Source organism: Ruegeria sp. BHSA162 (assembly GCF_059613385.1).
Genome location: NZ_JBXWSK010000002.1, coordinates 25307 through 40912, shown reverse-complemented (window position 1 = coordinate 40912; position 15606 = coordinate 25307). Strand labels below are relative to the sequence as shown.

16 protein-coding genes are annotated in these 15606 nt (G+C 63.1%); 5 read left to right on the top strand and 11 right to left on the bottom strand.

The genetic code is table 11. From position 1 onward, the window contains the following. Window positions 1-15: 15 nt before the first annotated feature. The 4 genes from AC2FM5_RS01000 (at window position 16) to AC2FM5_RS00985 (ending at window position 3437) form a co-directional block, all read left to right on the top strand. A complete protein-coding gene (locus tag AC2FM5_RS01000) occupies window positions 16-1005 on the top strand; it encodes an ABC transporter substrate-binding protein (RefSeq protein WP_093961809.1) in 990 nt (329 codons plus the stop codon). Window positions 1006-1158: 153 nt separating this feature from the next. Continuing rightward, window positions 1159-1872 (top strand): ABC transporter permease, encoded by a 714-nt coding sequence (locus AC2FM5_RS00995; RefSeq protein WP_170339062.1) that lies wholly within the window; start codon window positions 1159-1161, stop codon window positions 1870-1872. Beyond that, window positions 1865-2599, top strand: a complete 735-nt coding sequence (locus AC2FM5_RS00990) for an ATP-binding cassette domain-containing protein (RefSeq protein ID WP_170371229.1) — start codon at window positions 1865-1867, stop codon at window positions 2597-2599. Before AC2FM5_RS00995 ends, AC2FM5_RS00990 begins: the two co-directional genes overlap by 8 nt. A gap of 19 nt (window positions 2600-2618) precedes the next feature. Then, window positions 2619-3437, top strand: coding sequence for an ABC transporter substrate-binding protein (locus AC2FM5_RS00985; RefSeq protein WP_496733382.1), 819 nt, complete (start codon window positions 2619-2621; stop codon window positions 3435-3437). A 6-nt stretch (window positions 3438-3443) separates the two neighbouring features. Here the strand turns inward: AC2FM5_RS00985 and AC2FM5_RS00980 are convergent, their stop codons facing one another. From AC2FM5_RS00980 to AC2FM5_RS00935, 10 genes are all read right to left on the bottom strand, one after another. After that, window positions 3444-4316, bottom strand: coding sequence for a substrate-binding domain-containing protein (locus AC2FM5_RS00980; protein ID WP_496733380.1), 873 nt, complete (start codon window positions 4314-4316; stop codon window positions 3444-3446). After that, window positions 4317-4442, bottom strand: coding sequence for a hypothetical protein (locus AC2FM5_RS00975; RefSeq protein ID WP_302476838.1), 126 nt, complete (start codon window positions 4440-4442; stop codon window positions 4317-4319). It abuts the gene before it with no gap. Window positions 4443-4455: 13 nt separating this feature from the next. Continuing rightward, on the bottom strand, window positions 4456-5718 hold the full coding sequence (locus AC2FM5_RS00970; protein WP_496733378.1) for a c-type cytochrome: 1263 nt from the start codon (window positions 5716-5718) through the stop codon (window positions 4456-4458). Then, entirely contained in the window at window positions 5719-6927 is a 1209-nt protein-coding gene (locus tag AC2FM5_RS00965) for a formate dehydrogenase subunit gamma (protein ID WP_170363665.1), read from the bottom strand. Between the two features lie 71 nt (window positions 6928-6998). Continuing rightward, complete coding sequence (gene fdh3B / locus AC2FM5_RS00960) at window positions 6999-7592, bottom strand: formate dehydrogenase FDH3 subunit beta (RefSeq protein WP_005983764.1); 594 nt, start codon at window positions 7590-7592, stop codon at window positions 6999-7001. An 11-nt stretch (window positions 7593-7603) separates the two neighbouring features. Continuing rightward, complete coding sequence (locus tag AC2FM5_RS00955; RefSeq protein WP_170371225.1) at window positions 7604-10498, bottom strand: formate dehydrogenase subunit alpha; 2895 nt, start codon at window positions 10496-10498, stop codon at window positions 7604-7606. A gap of 129 nt (window positions 10499-10627) precedes the next feature. Beyond that, a complete protein-coding gene (locus tag AC2FM5_RS00950; protein WP_496733375.1) occupies window positions 10628-10816 on the bottom strand; it encodes a twin-arginine translocation signal domain-containing protein in 189 nt (62 codons plus the stop codon). A 60-nt stretch (window positions 10817-10876) separates the two neighbouring features. Then, window positions 10877-11488: a TorD/DmsD family molecular chaperone gene (locus tag AC2FM5_RS00945; protein ID WP_005983758.1), complete on the bottom strand. Its 612-nt coding sequence runs from the start codon at window positions 11486-11488 to the stop codon at window positions 10877-10879. A 4-nt stretch (window positions 11489-11492) separates the two neighbouring features. Next, window positions 11493-12062, bottom strand: coding sequence for a DUF3306 domain-containing protein (locus AC2FM5_RS00940; RefSeq protein WP_170524142.1), 570 nt, complete (start codon window positions 12060-12062; stop codon window positions 11493-11495). After that, the gene (locus tag AC2FM5_RS00935) at window positions 12059-12613 is read right to left on the bottom strand and encodes a DUF3305 domain-containing protein (protein ID WP_170366945.1); all 555 of its coding nucleotides are present in this window, start codon (window positions 12611-12613) and stop codon (window positions 12059-12061) included. The genes AC2FM5_RS00940 and AC2FM5_RS00935 overlap by 4 nt, the downstream gene beginning before the upstream one ends. A gap of 252 nt (window positions 12614-12865) precedes the next feature. Here AC2FM5_RS00935 and AC2FM5_RS00930 point away from each other — a divergent pair, with 252 nt between their 5' ends. Further along, window positions 12866-14821: a 4Fe-4S dicluster domain-containing protein gene (locus AC2FM5_RS00930; protein WP_496733372.1), complete on the top strand. Its 1956-nt coding sequence runs from the start codon at window positions 12866-12868 to the stop codon at window positions 14819-14821. Here AC2FM5_RS00930 and AC2FM5_RS00925 read toward each other — a convergent pair. Then, window positions 14815-15543 (bottom strand): c-type cytochrome, encoded by a 729-nt coding sequence (locus AC2FM5_RS00925; protein ID WP_496733370.1) that lies wholly within the window; start codon window positions 15541-15543, stop codon window positions 14815-14817. The two genes, AC2FM5_RS00930 and AC2FM5_RS00925, sit on opposite strands and share 7 nt — an antisense overlap. Between the last annotated feature and the right edge of the window lie 63 nt (window positions 15544-15606).

Here is a 15606-nt window from a genome sequence, read left to right as displayed (position 1 = left end):
TAGGAGAAGATGAAGATGAACAAGCTACTGACCGGGGCCATAGCCGCCCTAGGATTCGCCGCAAGTTCGGCCTTTGCCGCAGACGAGGTGACGCTGCAGTTGAAATGGGTCACCCAGGCCCAGTTCGCGGGCTACTACGTCGCAAAGGACAAGGGGTTTTACGAAGAAGAGGGGCTGGATGTCACCATCCTGCCCGGCGGCCCCGACATCGCGCCCACGCAGGTGATCGCGGGCGGTGGCGCTGACGTCACCGTGGAATGGATGCCCGCCGCGTTGGCCGCGCGCGAAAAGGGCCTGCCGCTGGTCAACATTGCACAGCCCTTCAAAAGCTCGGGCATGATGCTGACCTGCTGGAAGGATGCGGGCATTTCCTCGCCCGAGGACCTCAAGAACCGCACGCTGGGCGTCTGGTTCTTCGGCAATGAATTCCCATTCATGAGCTGGATGAGCCAGCTTGGCATCGACACCGGCGGCAAGAGCGAGAACGGCGTCGAGGTCTTGAAGCAGGGCTTCAACGTCGACCCGCTGCTGCAGCGCCAGGCCGACTGCATCAGCACCATGACCTACAATGAATACTGGCAGGTGATCGACGCCGGCGTCAGCCCCGACGAGCTGGTGACCTTCAAGTACGAAGACCAGGGCGTGGCCACGCTGGAAGATGGCCTGTACGTGCTTGAAGAAAACCTCAGCGACCCGGCCTTCGTTGACAAGATGGAACGCTTTGTGCGCGCTTCGATGAAAGGCTGGAAATACGCCGAGGAGAACCCGGACGAAGCCGCCGAAATCGTGTTGGAGAACGATGCGACCGGCGCTCAGACCGAGGAACACCAGAAGCGCATGATGGGCGAAATCGCCAAGCTGACCGCAGGTTCGAATGGCGCGTTGGATCCGGCTGATTTCGAGCGCACGGTGAACACGCTGCTGGCCGGCGGCTCGGACCCGGTGATCACTAAAAAGCCCGAAGGCGCGTGGACCAGCCAGATCACGGATGCAGCCCTGAACTGATTGGCTGTACCATGACAACAATTCAGCGCGGCCTCCTGTGGGCCGCGTTTGTTTTTGCGGATGTCGGAATTTAACTGTCTTCAGAGGCAGTTTCCTCTATTATTCCTGTAAGATTTTGCGATCCCTACGAAAATTGGTGGGTTTGGGAATAAAATGCAGGATTTTGCATCACAATTCAGCCAAGCAGGCCACTTGATCCTGACCGGGGATCCGGACCTTTGGGCGATCGTGATGCTGTCGCTGCAAGTTTCGGTGCTGGCTGTGTTGATTTCAGCCGTGATCGGGATGCCGGTTGGCGCGGCCTTGGCGGTGGCCCGCTTTCCCGGACGGCGCGCGTTGATCATTCTGATGAACGCACTGATGGGCTTTCCTCCGGTTGTCGTCGGCCTGCTGGTCTACCTGATGCTGTCCCGTTCGGGCCCGCTGGGCGTGCTGGAGCTTTTGTATACGCCAACCGCCATGATCATAGCCCAAACAGTGCTGGTGACCCCGATCGTCGCGGCGTTGACGCGGCAGGTGATCGAGATGCTGGCCGAGGAATATTCGGAACAGTTGCGCTCGTTGGGAGTGTCGCGGCTGGCGTCTGTTCCCGTGCTGTTGTGGGATGCGCGTCTGGCGTTGGTGACTGCCTTGCTGGCCGGGTTCGGACGAGCCATCGCCGAAGTCGGCGCGGTGATCATCGTCGGCGGCAACATCAACCACGTGACGCGGGTCATGACGACGACGATTGCGTTGGAGACCTCGAAAGGCAACTTGGCCTTGGCGCTGGCCTTGGGGACGATCCTGATCGGAATTGCCGTGGCCGTGAATGCGGCAGTCAGCGCCCTGACGCTTCGGGCCGAGCAGGAGGGGTTGCGCCATGCGTGATCTGATGTCGGAAATGCCCAATTGTCTGCAGGCCGATGGTCTGCGAGTGGAACGAAATGGCAAGCTGTTGCTGGATGTCCCGCAGCTTATGATGGATGGTCCGGGCCCGACTTTGATCCTTGGGCCGAACGGTGCTGGCAAAAGCCTGCTGCTGCGTTGCCTGCATGGTTTGATCAAGGCCGATGCGGGGCAGGTTCTGCAGGATGGCGGAGTTCTGAATGCAGCCCACAAGGCCCGGCAGGCCATGGTGTTTCAGCAACCGGTTCTGCTGCGCCGCTCGGTGTCTGCCAATCTGGACTTTGTTTTGAAACGGTTGGGGCTCGGCAGGACTGCTCGGAAGAACCGGATCCAGGAACTTCTGGCCGAAGGAGGGCTTGAGACAAAGGCCCGGCAGTCGGCGCGCTCGCTGTCGGGTGGCGAGGCACAGCGTCTGGCCATCCTTCGCGCGCTTGCGCTTGGCCCCGAGACCCTGTTCCTGGACGAACCCACCAGCGCCCTCGATCCCGCGGCGACCCAAATGATCGAGGCGATGATCCTGCGCGCCTCGGCCCGGGGGGTGCGGATCGTGATGGTCACCCACGACGTCGGGCAAGCCCGTCGGCTGGCGGCGGATATCGTGATGATGCAGGGCGGGCGCGTGGTCGAGCATGGCACCGCCAAACAGGTGCTGGAAGCGCCACAATGTCAGGCATCGCGCCAGTATCTGGCGGGCTGGCTGGTAACATAAAAACAACCGGAGGCAATCCATGTTTCGCGCAGCAATCAAAAGCGCAATGATCCTGTTCGGGCTGTTGGCCGGTCCGGCAGCGGCCGAAGAACCATTCATTGTCGTGCAGTCCACGACATCGACGCAGAATTCCGGCCTTCTGGACTTTATCCTCCCGGGGTTCGAGGCGGAAAGCGGGATCGATGTCCGTGTTGTGGCCGTGGGGACAGGGCAGGCGATCCGAAACGCGATCAACGGCGACGGTGACGTTCTGCTGGTGCATGCCAAGCCAGCGGAAGAGCAATTCGTGGCCGACGGCTGGGGTGTCGAGCGGCGGGACGTGATGTACAACGATTTTGTCTTGGTGGGGCCGAAATCGGACCCGGCCAAGATCAAAGGCGGCGACGACGCAGTGGCCGCGTTGGCAGCGATCGCGCAGGCCAAAGCTCCGTTCGCGTCGCGCGCGGATGACAGCGGGACCCACAAGGCGGAGAAGGCTCTTTGGAGCCTGTCCGGAACGGACCCGACCTTGTCTTCGGGCGTGTGGTACCGCGAGACCGGGTCGGGCATGGGTGCGACGCTCAACCTGGCTGCGGGCATGGATGCCTATGCTCTGACCGATAGGGCCACATGGCTGTCGTTCGGCAACAAGGGAAACCTTGAGGTTCTGGTCGAAGGCGATCCTCGGTTGTTCAATCAATACGGAGTGATCCTCGTGAACCCCGAAAAGCATCCGCGGGTCCGGGCGGCCGCGGGAAGAAGGTTCATCGACTGGCTCACTGGCCCCGACGGTCAGGAAGCGATCGCGGCGTACAAATTGAACGGTGAGCAGCTCTTTTTTCCGAACGCGCAGCAATAGGGCCGGTCAGTCACTTGCGCCGTTGTGATGGATCTGTCCCAAGCCGGACAGATCGTATCCGCCCAATTCATCTGCGCGACGCCTGAATTTGTCCGTTCCCAAAAAAGTCAGCAGTTTCTGCATCGGCGGATCGAAACAGGACCGCCGCCAGATGGCGAGGTCGAGACGTTCGGAATGGGTCGGAATGAAGCCCAACCCGTAGAGGCGCGCCAAGGCTCCGATGCCGAATCCTGCCTCGGCCTTCCGGTCATGCAGAGCGATTGCCAGTTCCTCTTCGGTGCGGGCGCAAGTCGGCAGGGCGTCAAGATCGGCGCGGCTCAGACCGCAGCTTCGCAACTGGGCATCGAACAAGTGCTGACTGGCGGCACTGTCCTGGCGCAGCACGAAACGGCGGCCTTTCAGATCACCAAAATCGGAAATTCCCTGAACCCCGGGGGCCAGCAACAGGCCGCGCTGGCGGCTTGCGACCTCGTACAGTACCACGGGCGCCTCTCCCAGCGCATCGCGGACGGAATTGACGTTGAACCCGCCCGGTTCATGGATGTGCAGTACCGCGGCTTGTGCGTCACGTCGCGCAAGGCGGTTCAGCCCGTCGAATGAGCCGTCGTAATAGGTGGCCAACCCCGAGCCGCTTTCGCGGAGTGCCCAATCCAAAAGGGGGTCATGGCTGCCAGCCACGATGTCGGGCAGGGGCGGTTTGACCGTGTCCGGCCCGGTACGCGACGCATTGAGCCAGGCCAGTACCTCGGCCCGGGGAAAGAGAAGTTTGCCCATCGCTTTCACGCAGGGCACTTCGCCCGAAGACGCCAGATCATAGGCCTTGCGTTCGCCAATGCGCAGCAGGTCCGCCAACTCTCGTGTGGTCAGGAATTCGGACATTCAGTCTAGTCGCACCGAGGAGCCGGTCTGTGCCTCGGCCGCTGAGTGTCCGAGTTGCTTCAAAACCATCGGTGCGGCGGCAGTAATGACGACCATTGCGGCGGCAGCTGCAAGAAAGGCTTTCATCTTATCCTCCGGCTTAGTCTGCGGGCGCTGTCGCGCTGCGCAGAAATTCAATCAGGTCGGTGCGGTCCTGCGCCTGCGCGATCCGCTGCATCGGCATCTTCGATCCCGGAATGTAGTGGTCCGGTCCCTGATCGAAAAGAGCGTTTATCGTCTGTTCGTTCCAAATGATATCAGACCCTTGCAGCGTTTCCGAGTAGATGTAGCCAGGCAGTGTCCCTGCCTGACGCCCGAATACGCCATGCAGGGTCGGTCCGGCCCGGCGCTGATCGTCCGGCGTCAGGCTGTGGCAGATCGAGCATTTCCGGGCGAACTGCCGTTCTCCGTTTTGCATTTCGTCGGGGTCCTTCAGGAAACTCGGCTCTTGGCCGGCCATCCGTTCCTGCGACCCCAGCGCGGCCACCGGCCAGCTGTACATGGCCTGATCCAGCCCTCCTGCGTGCAGGTTCTCTCCATCGGGGGAAAAGGCCAGTGCCCAGACCGGGCCGCGCAGCGTTGCCCGGAAATCCTGCGCGATCCGCCAGTCCTGCGTGTCGATGACCATGATGTAGCCTTCGCCATCGCCAACCGCCAGCAGCGACCGATCCGGGCTGAGGGCGAGCGCGAGGATCGGGCGACGGTCCAGCGTGAAATCGCGCTCGGCCCCGGTGGTCAGGTCCAGAATGCGGGTCACGCCATCGACCGCGCCATAGGCGATCCAACCGTCTTGCGTGTTCAGGACCAGTTCGTTGATGCCGAAACCATGCTCGACCAGTCGCGCGGTTTCGGCCCCGGTCGTCACGTCCCAGACCCGCAGGCTGCCGTCGACCCCGGCGGAGTACAGCGACCGGCCGTCCGGCGCGAAGGCCACCGCGTTGACGCCGCTGCCCGTCGGGCCCAGCAGCTTGGCCGCACCGCCCTCGGTTGGCCACAGGCCGATGGTCCCGTCCCAACTGGCAGTCGCCACAAGGGTCTTTGAGGCTGCAAGCCCGACGACCTTGCCCTTGTGCTGACCTACGACCTGTCCACCGGGCCAACGGCGCAGGGTGAAGTCGTCGCCGGCCGAATAGATCGCGGTGCCGTTGAACACCACCGCGTTCACAGCAGCTTCGTGACCTTCCAGCCAGTCCGGCTGCTGCCCGGACCACAGGCCCACGGAATTGTCGAAACTGGCGGTGGCAATGCGCCCGTCCGGGGCTGCGGCGATGTCCATGATCGGCCCACCATGGCCCTTGAGCGTGTAGAAATCCGCCGCCAGCGGCAGCGGCAGCAGGGCCAGCGCCAAAGCCAGCCCGCGCATCTATTCGGCAGGCGAGGCCGCGCCGTCGCTGGCCTCCTGTGCCTTTACCTCTTCCAGCCACAGCGAATGGTGCTCGCGTGCCCATTGCTCTTCGACCTCGCCGGTGCCCATGGCGTCAAACGCGCCCTCCATGCCGACCGAGCCGAGGTAGATATGGGCCAGAATGATGGCGATGAAGGCATAGGCGACCATGACGTGCCAGATCTGGGCATATTGCATCTCTTCCTGCGGAGACATCTGCGTGGGCAGGTCCAAGCCCATCAGTTGGGGCAACCCGGTCGCGTTGGCGATCGAAAACGTCTTGGCGAACATCGGAAGCTCGAATGGGAACAGCAGCGACAGACCCGACAGGCTGATCGAGACGCCAAGCAGAATGCACAGCCAGAAAATGATCTTTTGACCGGCGTTGAATTTCTTGGCCGGGGGGTGGCTGCCTTTGGTGAACAATCCGCCGCCCGCCGCCAACCATTTCAGGTCGGTCCGGTTGGGGATGTTGTGGGCGATCCAGTTCACGGTGATGATGACCAATCCCAGCATGAAGGCCCAGGCCAGATTGTTGTGCAACCACTTGCAGCCTTGCGCGATGGTGGCGAACCCTTCCTTGCCGAACAGTGGGATCAGGAAATCCCGGCCATAGAGCGTCAGCAGACCGGTCAATCCAAGTATCAGGAACGAGCCGGCAAACAGCCAGTGCCCGAACCTTTCAAATCCTGAAAACCGGGTGACCGTGCGGCCTGTTTTCTCGCCGTCGATGCGGATGCGGCCGCGGATCAGGAAAAACAGAAGCAGAACGACCAGCATCCCGCCCAGAATGTAGGTTCCGTATTCACGCAGCGGACCGGTGCGGAAAGTCCACCACCACATGCCGCCATCCTGGATCAACACGCCGGCAGCCGGCCCTTTGGTCGACACGGTGACATCCGCCGAGCCATAACGGATGGCGCGATAAACATCACTGTCCGAGGCGACGCCGCGCGTGCCCAACTGACCCAGCAGCCCTTCGGCATTGCCTTGCCCGGTATTCTCGGAGCGATAGCTGTTGTCGACCTTCTCGCCGCGTTGCCGGGCCAGAATATCCTCGAGCGTCGTGGCGCCACCGGTCTGCGCGCGCGGGGCGGCGGTTGGTTCGTCTGTGCCGGTCGTGTCCTGTGCAAGCGCGCCGTGCGCGATCCCAAGTGTCAACGTCAAAGCCAGAAAAATGCGCAGCATCGGAACCTCGGTATCAATCCAAAATCGGGTGACCCACCTGCGCGGGTCACCCGTGTTGTCAGGCTGAGGTCTCAGCCGTCCTTCTGGTCGTAGGCCGTGCCCCAACCCCAGGCGCCCGAGCCGAACCCGCGCGCCACGACGCGTTCGCGGTAGATGGCCGAGACCACGTCGCCGTCACCGGCAAGCAGGGCCTTGGTCGAACACATCTCGGCGCAGATGGGCAGTTTGCCCTCGGCGATCCGGTTGCGGCCGTATTTGGCGAACTCTGCGGTCGAGTGCGTTTCCTCGGGGCCGCCGGCGCAGAAGGTACATTTGTCCATCTTGCCGCGCGATCCGAAGTTGCCGGCCTGCGGGTATTGCGGCGCGCCGAACGGGCACGCATAGAAGCAATAGCCGCAGCCGATGCACAGGTCCTTGGAGTGCAGGACGACGCCTTCTTCGTTCTGATAGAAGCAGTCGACCGGGCACACCGCCATGCAAGGCGCATCCGAACAATGCATGCAGGCAACCGAGATCGAACGTTCACCCGGTTTGCCGTCATTGATCGTCACCACCCGGCGGCGGTTGATGCCCCACGGAACCTCGTGTTCGTTCTTGCACGCAGTCACGCAGGCGTTGCACTCGATGCAGCGTTCAGCGTCGCAGAGAAACTTTGCTCTAGCCATTGTCGTCCTCCTTACGCTGCCCAGATCTTGCAGAGAGTCGCTTTGGTCTCCTGCATCTGGGTCACTGAATCATAGCCATAGGTCTGGGCGGTGTTGGTGCTTTCACCCAGCACGTACGGGTCGGCGCCTTTCGGGTATTTCTCCCTCAGGTCCGCGCCCTGGAAATGGCCGCCAAAGTGGAAGGGCATGAAGGCCACGCCGGCACCGACCCTTTCGGTCAGCATCGCCATCACCTTGACCTTGCCACCCTCGGGACCTTCGACCCAGACCTGCGATCCGTCGCGAATGCCAAGGTTGTTGGCGTCACGCGGATTGATCTCGACGAACATGTCCTGCTGCAGCTCGGCCAGCCACGGGTTCGACCGTGTCTCGTCGCCGCCACCTTCATATTCGACCAGACGACCTGACGTTAGGATTATCGGGTAATCCTTTGAAAAGTCGTTCTTCTGGATCGAAGCATACAAGGTCGGAAGGCGATAGGCCTGGCGGTCCTCGTAGGTGGGATAGTCGGCCACCAGATCGCGCCGCGGCGTGTACAGCGGTTCGCGGTGCAGCGGGATCGGATCCGGGAAGGTCCAGACCACGGTGCGGGCCTTGGCGTTGCCGAAGGGCGCACAGCCATGCTTGATGGCCACCCGCTGGATGCCGCCCGACAGGTCGGTCTTCCAGTTGGTCTTGGGCCCGGCCACGGCGTCGATGGCCGCGCGTTCCTCGGCCGTCAGGTCGCCATCCCAGCCCAGATCCATCAGCATCTGCATCGTGAACTCGGGGTATCCGTCCTGGATTTCCGAGCCGACGCTGTAGACCCCTTCGGCCAGCAGGTTCTGACCGTCACGCTCGACGCCGAAACGTGCACGGAAGGTCAGGCCACCCTCGGCCACCGGTTTGGACATGTCATAGAGGTTTGGCGTCCCCGGATGCCCCATCTCGGCGGTGCCCCAGCAGGGCCACGGCAGACCGTAGTATTCGCCGTCATTCGGACCGCCCACCGCCTGCAGCGTCGTTCTGTCGAACGTGTGCTGGTTGGCCATATGGCTTTTGATCCGCTCTGGCGACTGACCGGTATAGCCGATCGTCCACAGCCCCGCGTTGAACTCACGCGTGATGCTTTCGACATTCGGGGTTTCGGGGTCCTCCATCTCGATATTGCGGAAGAACCGATCCGCCCAGCCGAACTTGTTGGCGAACTTGGCCATGATGACCTCGTCCGGCAGGCTTTCGAACAGCGGATCGACCACCTTGTCACGCCACTGCAACGACCGGTTCGACGCCGTGACCGAGCCACGGGTTTCGAACTGCGTACAGGCCGGCAGTAGATAGACGCCATCGGTCCGGTCATGCAGGACCGCGGAAACGGTGGGATACGGGTCGATCACGACCAGCATGTCCAGCTTTTCCATCGCCGTCTTCATTTCTACCATCCGGGTCTGCGAGTTGGGCGCGTGGCCCCACAGAACCATGGCGCGAACGTTGTTGGGCTGATCCATGTTCTCGGGATCTTCCAGAACACCGTCGATCCAGCGCGAAACCGGGATGCCCCGTTCGTTCTGCAGCGACTTGTCCTTGCCGTCCTTGTCCTTGACCATTGCGAACTGGCCAGCCAGCCACTCCGGTTCCTCGCCCCAGACGCGGGCCCAGTGACCCCATGCGCCTGCGGACAGGCCGTAATAGCCGGGCAGGGTGTGGGACAGAACGCCCAGATCGGTTGCGCCCTGCACGTTGTCATGGCCGCGGAAGATGTTGGTGCCGCCACCAGAAGTGCCCATGTTGCCCAACGCCAGCTGCAGCACGCAATAGGCACGCGTGTTGTTGTTGCCGTTGGTGTGCTGGGTGCCGCCCATGCACCAGATCACGGTGCCGGGACGGTTGTTGGCCAGCGTCCGCGCCACGCGCTTGAGCTGCGATCCCGGCACGCCGGTGACGCGCTCGGTCTCTTCAGGGGTCCAGTTGGCGACCTCCTCGCGGATCTGGTCCATGCCCCAGACACGGGTGCGGATGAACTCTTTGTCTTCCCAGCTGTTGTCGAAGATGTGCCACAGGATGCCCCAGATCAGCGCCACGTCGGTGCCGGGGCGGAAGCGGACATATTCGTCGGCATGGGCCGCGGTGCGCGTAAAGCGCGGATCGCAAACGATCAGCGGGGCGTTGTTCTGCTCTTTCGCGCGCAGAACATGCAGCAGCGAGACGGGGTGCGCCTCGGCCGGGTTGCCGCCGATGATGAAGATCGCCTTGGAATTGTGGATGTCGTTGTAGCTGTTGGTCATGGCGCCGTAGCCCCATGTATTCGCAACACCCGCAACGGTGGTCGAGTGGCAAATCCGCGCCTGGTGGTCCACGTTGTTGGTGCCCCAGTAGGCCGCGAACTTGCGGAACAGATAGGCCTGTTCGTTGTTGTGCTTGGCCGAACCCAGCCAATAGACGCTGTCAGGCCCGCTTTCCTCGCGGATGCTCATCATGCCGTCGCCGATCTCGTCGATCGCCTGTTCCCAGCTGATGCGCTTCCACTCGCCACCCTCTTTCTTCATCGGGTATTTCAGGCGGCGTTCGCCATGGGCGTGTTCACGGACAGCGGCCCCCTTGGCACAGTGAGCGCCCAGGTTGAACGGGCTGTCCCAACCGGGTTCCTGCCCGATCCAGACGCCGTTCTGCACTTCGGCAACCACGGTACAGCCGACCGAGCAATGCGTGCAGACGGATTTGATGTTCTCGACAGCCGTGTTGGCTGCGGTCTGGGCGCTGGCGGGCGACACGGTTCCACCCGTGGCGCTGATCGCGGCCAGGCCGCCGATCGTCAGGCCCGAGCCACGCAGGAACGCGCGGCGATCGACGCTCTTTTCGCCGATTTGGGACAGGATACTTGTCCGCTGGGGGCGTCTCGCAACCCCGTTGGTCTTTTTCCTAAGCATTTCCTTCCTCCCTTGCTGGCCATGTTGATCATGGCTGGCTTGGTGTTTCGAAATCGACGTCAGGGCCAATCGCAACCGTCAGCCGAGTGTGACCACGTCCGGACTTGCGCCGGGCGTCGCCGGGGCGGCCTAGAAGCGCGCGCTGTCGAAATAGGCGCGGGTATGCGCCGTGTCCTGAATGCGGGTCTCGTCCGAGGGTTGCTCGGCCGCTTCCGCCTCGGTTCCCAGGCTGGCCGCTGCAACGGCTGCCGGGGCCGCGGTGCCCGCCAGTTTCAGGACGTCGCGGCGGCTGGCGCCGGTCTCCTTGGTCTTGCTCATGGGATCCTCCTTTCCCATTTGCGGTTCAGCGCCCACCGGACGCCAGCGAATGACGGCCGCCTAGTGCGTCGTCATGCGGAAGGCCTCGCGTTCGATTTCCATGAAGACCCGGCCGGCTGTGCCGACCGAGGCATAGAGAACCGAATGTTCGGCTGCTTCCAGGTCCGAGAAAAAGTGCTCGGCCCAGGGGCCGATATGCTTGTTCCAGAACGTCTTTTGATCTTCCAACGCGGCCGGGCCGCCGAAACGGCCGACGATCATGCCGCCCATCATCTCCATCAACGAGGCGATGTTGTCTTCGGGTTCGAACACGTTTGCCGCTCGGGTGATACCCCGCGCCGCCATGTCGTTGCGCAGCTGCGCCAGCGGTTTCTCGTTCAGGAACCCGGTCAGGTAGAAGCTGGCATAGGGCAGCAGTTCTCCGCGCCCCAGCCCGATGAACAATGCGTTGAACTCGCGCTCGGCCGCTTCGGGCTTGGTCACCTTGGCCACGCGGGCCATGGCCTGAATGGCCTGGCCCAGATCGGTCTCGTCCCCCGACAGCGCCGCGATCTGGCTCAGCAGGGTCTGGTCAGGGGGTGTGGCGAGCAGCAGGCCCAGAAAGTTGTAGAAATCCGCGCGCAGACGGTCCTCGGGGGAAATCTCGAACGTCTGCGGGTCGCGAATGTTCATCGGGTCATCCTTCGAATTCGAATTTCATGCGCCGCGGGGCCGGGGGGCGTTCGTCCTCATCCGGTTGGATGGCGTCTGCCACTTCGACAGGGGGCGCGGGCTCGGCTTCAGGCTCGGGCGTTTCGGTAGTCGGCTCGGCTTCGGCCTCGACCGGGTGTTCCTCGGCTTCCTTCTGCTCGGCCAACGCCTCGATATGGCGCAACATGCCTTTGCCCACCTGGTAAGCCGTCTGCAGGTTTTCGACCACGCAGGCGGCGTCGGTGTAGTCCTCACCGTAATCGACCAGCCCGTCCACATTCGCCAGTACCGGGTTCAACCGCCACAAGCGCCGCAAGGCGCGGCGGCGCAGACGGTCCGGCACGGCCTTGTCCATGAAGCCCGAAACATCGTCGCCCGCCTGCAGCAGGTCCGGGTCGGGCAGGTCAAGCTCGGCCAAAATCTCGGCGTCGGTCTTTTCTTCCAGTTCGGCTTGCTGCGCGGCGATCTCCTGCGCGGTCAGGGCCTCTTGTTCGGCATGCGCTTCGGCCTGCACGGCGGCCTTGCGGCGAGACCAGAAATCCTGCCGGGTGCTCATTGTACGGCCCTCCGCGGGGCGCGGTAGACATCCGAGGTCTGGCGGATGCGCGCATCGCCCTTGCCATCTTCTACAAGATCCACCCGTTTCTTGTCGCGGCGGCGTTTGACGAACACCTCATCGCGGTGATGGGCCACAGTGAAATCGCGCACCCAGGCGATCAAGCCTTCGGTCATAGGGATCTTTTCCACGATCTCTTCGCCGGTATCGGCATAGTCCTGCCCTTCATAAGGTGACGCTGTGATCAGAAACGCGTTCAGCGGGCGATCACCTTCGGCATCGTCACGCAGGACAAGATACAGCGATGGCTGGCTGTCCGAGAGATTGGCCATATAGGCCTCGGTTTCGTCGGACCAGAGTTTCAAGGGCAGGGTGGCAGCGTGGTATTCGACCGCATCGCCCTCGCGGCGCAGTTCAACCCAGTCAGCCGGCGGGGCGCCAGGCAGCACCGCGACCGCGCGCCAATTCCACCGGGCCCAGCGTGTGACCCCCGGTGTCTTGCGCACGACGACGCCAACCGGCATTTCGATCTGTTTTGCGGCCTCGGCCACTTTGATCCTCCCCGGAAAAGCTCTCCCCTGCTTTCCCTTAGGTTCACTATGGTACACAAATGGGCCACGTGCCAAGTCCGCAGCGGCCTGAAATGGTCGTGATCTGAAAAAAAATCGTCGCAAATGGGTCGCGGCGACGATCAGCCGACTTTGGCGGGCGAGGCAGAGTTTCTGACCAGAACCGGCCGCCACACGTTGCATGGGCGGCGTTTGGGTCTAAGGTTAGGGGCATAGAAGAGATGCGGGGGGAACATGGTCACCAAATTGGTCTTGTGCGATTGCGCCGGAAGTCAGGCCCAGGACGGGCAGGGGATATCGGACGCCTGCGGTGCTGAATGCAGCAGGGTCCACACGGCGCTGTGCACCTCCGAACTGACCGCTGCGGCCAAGCTGATGCAGTCGGATGACCAGATCGTCATCGCCTGCGGTCAAGAAGCCCAAGTGTTTCAAGAACTGGCCGAGGAACTGGGCGTGGATCACCCCGGCTTTGTCGATCTGCGCGACCGGGCCGGCTGGTCCGAGCAAGTGCGGTCGGCGATGCCCAAGATGGCGGCGCTGGCGGCCGAGGCTCTGTTGCAACAGCCGATCACGCCCAGCGTGGATGTCATCAGCGAAGGCACCGCCTGCATCATCGGGCCGGGTGAGGTTGCGTTTGACCTTGCACAGCGACTGTCGGACACGATGGCGGTGACGGTGGTCGTCACCGATGAGGCGCAGCCTGACAGCCGGGCCTATGACGTGGTGCGCGCGCGGGTCCGGTCGGTCTCGGGGGCGCTGGGCGGGTTCAACCTGCGGTTGGATGCGTTGCAGCAGATTGATCCGGCAGGGCGCGGTGCGTTTGCTTGGACCCCGCCGCGCGACGGTGCGGCGTCGGCCTGCGATGTGCTGATCGACCTGGCGGGGGGTACGCCCTTCGTGACGGCCCCCGACAAGCGCGAAGGTTACCTGCGCGCCGATCCGCGCGATGCGGTGGCGGTTGCCCGGTTGGCCTTTGACGCGGCGCAGCTGGTCGGGACCTTCGAAAAGCCGCTGTATGTCCGGCTCGAAGAGACCCTGTGCGCCCATTCGCGGGCCGACCAGGTGGGCTGTTCCAACTGTCTGGACATCTGCCCCACCGGGGCCATCACCCCGGCCGGAGATCACGTGGCCATCGACCCGATGGTCTGCGCAGGCTGCGGTGAATGCGCGGCCCTGTGCCCCTCGACCGCGATCAGCTACGAGGATCCGCCGGTGGCGGCCCTGCTGGCGCGGATGCAGACCCTGGCGGCGACCTACCGTCGGGCCGGGGGGGGTGCCCCGCGCCTGTTGGTGCATGATGCCCACGGGGCCGAGATGATCCGGCTGGCCGCGCGGTTCGGGCGCGGGCTGCCGGCCGATGTGATCCCGCTGGAACTGGGGGTGGTGTCCGGCTTTGGACATGCCGAGATGCTGGCTGCCTTGGCTCATGGCTTTGCCCGGGTCGACATCCTGGTGGCCCCGACGACCGAGCGGGATGCGTTTGAGCGCGAACTGCCGCTGGCGCTGGCCATCGCCGGAGCGGACGTCGTCGGAGTGATCGACGAATCCGATCCGGATGTGCTGGCCGATCTGCTCTATACGCAGGACGTGCCGCAACCACTGGCCCAGCCGGTTCTGCCGCTGGGCAACCGGCGCCAGATCACGCGGTTGGCGGCGCAGGCGCTGCGCCCCGATGCGTCTCAGCCGCTGCCCCTGCCGGAACACGCGCCGTATGGCGCGGTGGCGGTGGATATCGAGGCCTGCACCCTTTGCCTGAGTTGCGTGTCGCTGTGCCCGTCAGGCGCATTGATCGACAACCCCGACATGCCACAGCTGAACTTTCAGCAGGATGCCTGCCTGCAATGCGGGCTGTGCAAGACCATCTGTCCCGAAAGCGCGATCACCCTGGTGCCCGAACTGGACCTGAGCGACCGTGCGCTGTCGCCACGAGTCCTGAACGAAGAAGAGCCCTTTGCCTGCATCGAATGCGGTGCTCTGTTCGGGGTGAAATCGACGGTCGAGCGGATCATGGAGAAGCTGGCGGGCAGCCACCCGATGTTCGCCTCGTCCGAGCAGGCGAGGATGATCCAGATGTGTGACGATTGCCGTGTGCAGGCGCAGTTCCACAGTCAGGACAACCCATTTACCTCAAAGCCCAAGCCCAAGGTCGTCACCACCGATGACTACTTCAGCAAGCGCAAGGATCACTGAAGCTTGAGCGGGGCCCCCAGATCGGCCGCGCGGATGACCGAGACATAGGCGAGGATCGCCTCAACCTCGTCCTGCGTGAGCGTTACCGGATGAATGGGCGGGGGGCGTTCGGGGTTGAAGGGCGCAGTGATCCCTTCGATCTGGGTAAAGGACGGGTGCGGATTCAGGGCAAAGAATGCTTGGAACCGGTTCGACCAGTCCGGCATCGCGCGCAGCACCGCGAAGGACGGCGTGGAGCCCAACCCGTTCATCCGGTTCTGAGGGCCGATCACATGACAGCGCCCGCAATGGGTCAGCGACAGCTTTTCACCCAGCAAGGCGTCGCCTTCGATGGTATCCGACTCGGGCGCAGCGACCGTTTCGAAACTGGCCGAGAACGGGCCGCCCTCGGTCGGTGCAAAACTTTCGACGGTGCGTTTGCCCACGTCGGACAACAGCCAATCCTGAAAGCGGGCCTGCCGCGGGTCGTCCTGGATGCGCAGGTGATAGATGTCGCCGCCGCGCTGAAACACCGGCTGTCCCGGTGGCCCGACCGCCAGAACCATCGCGCCCCCTTCATCCGCGACAACGCGGATTCCGGTCTTGAGCGAGAAGCGCGGAAGAATATGTTTCAAAAGACCCGAGCGTGCGACATCCTCCGGCGCGGCCAGACCAATCTCCTCCTGCGACCAAGAGGGGCTGGCGAAGAGCGTCAGGCTCAGGCACAAAAGAACAAAGCGCATGGCCCAGCCTAACGGTGACAGGGCGAATGCGTCAAATGAACGAACAAGACGGAGACACACGGC

What these genes read in the sequence shown, in the direction of transcription:
- AC2FM5_RS00940 (WP_170524142.1), bottom strand. Translation starts at nt 12,062, where the DNA reads ATGAGCACCCGGCAGGATTTCTGGTCTCGCCGCAAGGCCGCCGTGCAG.
- AC2FM5_RS00950 (WP_496733375.1), bottom strand. Translation starts at nt 10,816, where the DNA reads ATGAGCAAGACCAAGGAGACCGGCGCCAGCCGCCGCGACGTCCTGAAA.
- AC2FM5_RS00990 (WP_170371229.1), top strand. Translation starts at nt 1,865, where the DNA reads ATGCGTGATCTGATGTCGGAAATGCCCAATTGTCTGCAGGCCGATGGT.
- AC2FM5_RS00980 (WP_496733380.1), bottom strand. Translation starts at nt 4,316, where the DNA reads ATGTCCGAATTCCTGACCACACGAGAGTTGGCGGACCTGCTGCGCATT.
- AC2FM5_RS00945 (WP_005983758.1), bottom strand. Translation starts at nt 11,488, where the DNA reads ATGAACATTCGCGACCCGCAGACGTTCGAGATTTCCCCCGAGGACCGT.
- AC2FM5_RS00970 (WP_496733378.1), bottom strand. Translation starts at nt 5,718, where the DNA reads ATGCGCGGGCTGGCTTTGGCGCTGGCCCTGCTGCCGCTGCCGCTGGCG.
- AC2FM5_RS01000 (WP_093961809.1), top strand. Translation starts at nt 16, where the DNA reads ATGAACAAGCTACTGACCGGGGCCATAGCCGCCCTAGGATTCGCCGCA.
- AC2FM5_RS00975 (WP_302476838.1), bottom strand. Translation starts at nt 4,442, where the DNA reads ATGAAAGCCTTTCTTGCAGCTGCCGCCGCAATGGTCGTCATTACTGCC.
- AC2FM5_RS00930 (WP_496733372.1), top strand. Translation starts at nt 12,866, where the DNA reads ATGGTCACCAAATTGGTCTTGTGCGATTGCGCCGGAAGTCAGGCCCAG.
- AC2FM5_RS00985 (WP_496733382.1), top strand. Translation starts at nt 2,619, where the DNA reads ATGTTTCGCGCAGCAATCAAAAGCGCAATGATCCTGTTCGGGCTGTTG.
- AC2FM5_RS00995 (WP_170339062.1), top strand. Translation starts at nt 1,159, where the DNA reads ATGCAGGATTTTGCATCACAATTCAGCCAAGCAGGCCACTTGATCCTG.
- AC2FM5_RS00955 (WP_170371225.1), bottom strand. Translation starts at nt 10,498, where the DNA reads ATGCTTAGGAAAAAGACCAACGGGGTTGCGAGACGCCCCCAGCGGACA.
- AC2FM5_RS00925 (WP_496733370.1), bottom strand. Translation starts at nt 15,543, where the DNA reads ATGCGCTTTGTTCTTTTGTGCCTGAGCCTGACGCTCTTCGCCAGCCCC.
- fdh3B (WP_005983764.1), bottom strand. Translation starts at nt 7,592, where the DNA reads ATGGCTAGAGCAAAGTTTCTCTGCGACGCTGAACGCTGCATCGAGTGC.
- AC2FM5_RS00965 (WP_170363665.1), bottom strand. Translation starts at nt 6,927, where the DNA reads ATGCTGCGCATTTTTCTGGCTTTGACGTTGACACTTGGGATCGCGCAC.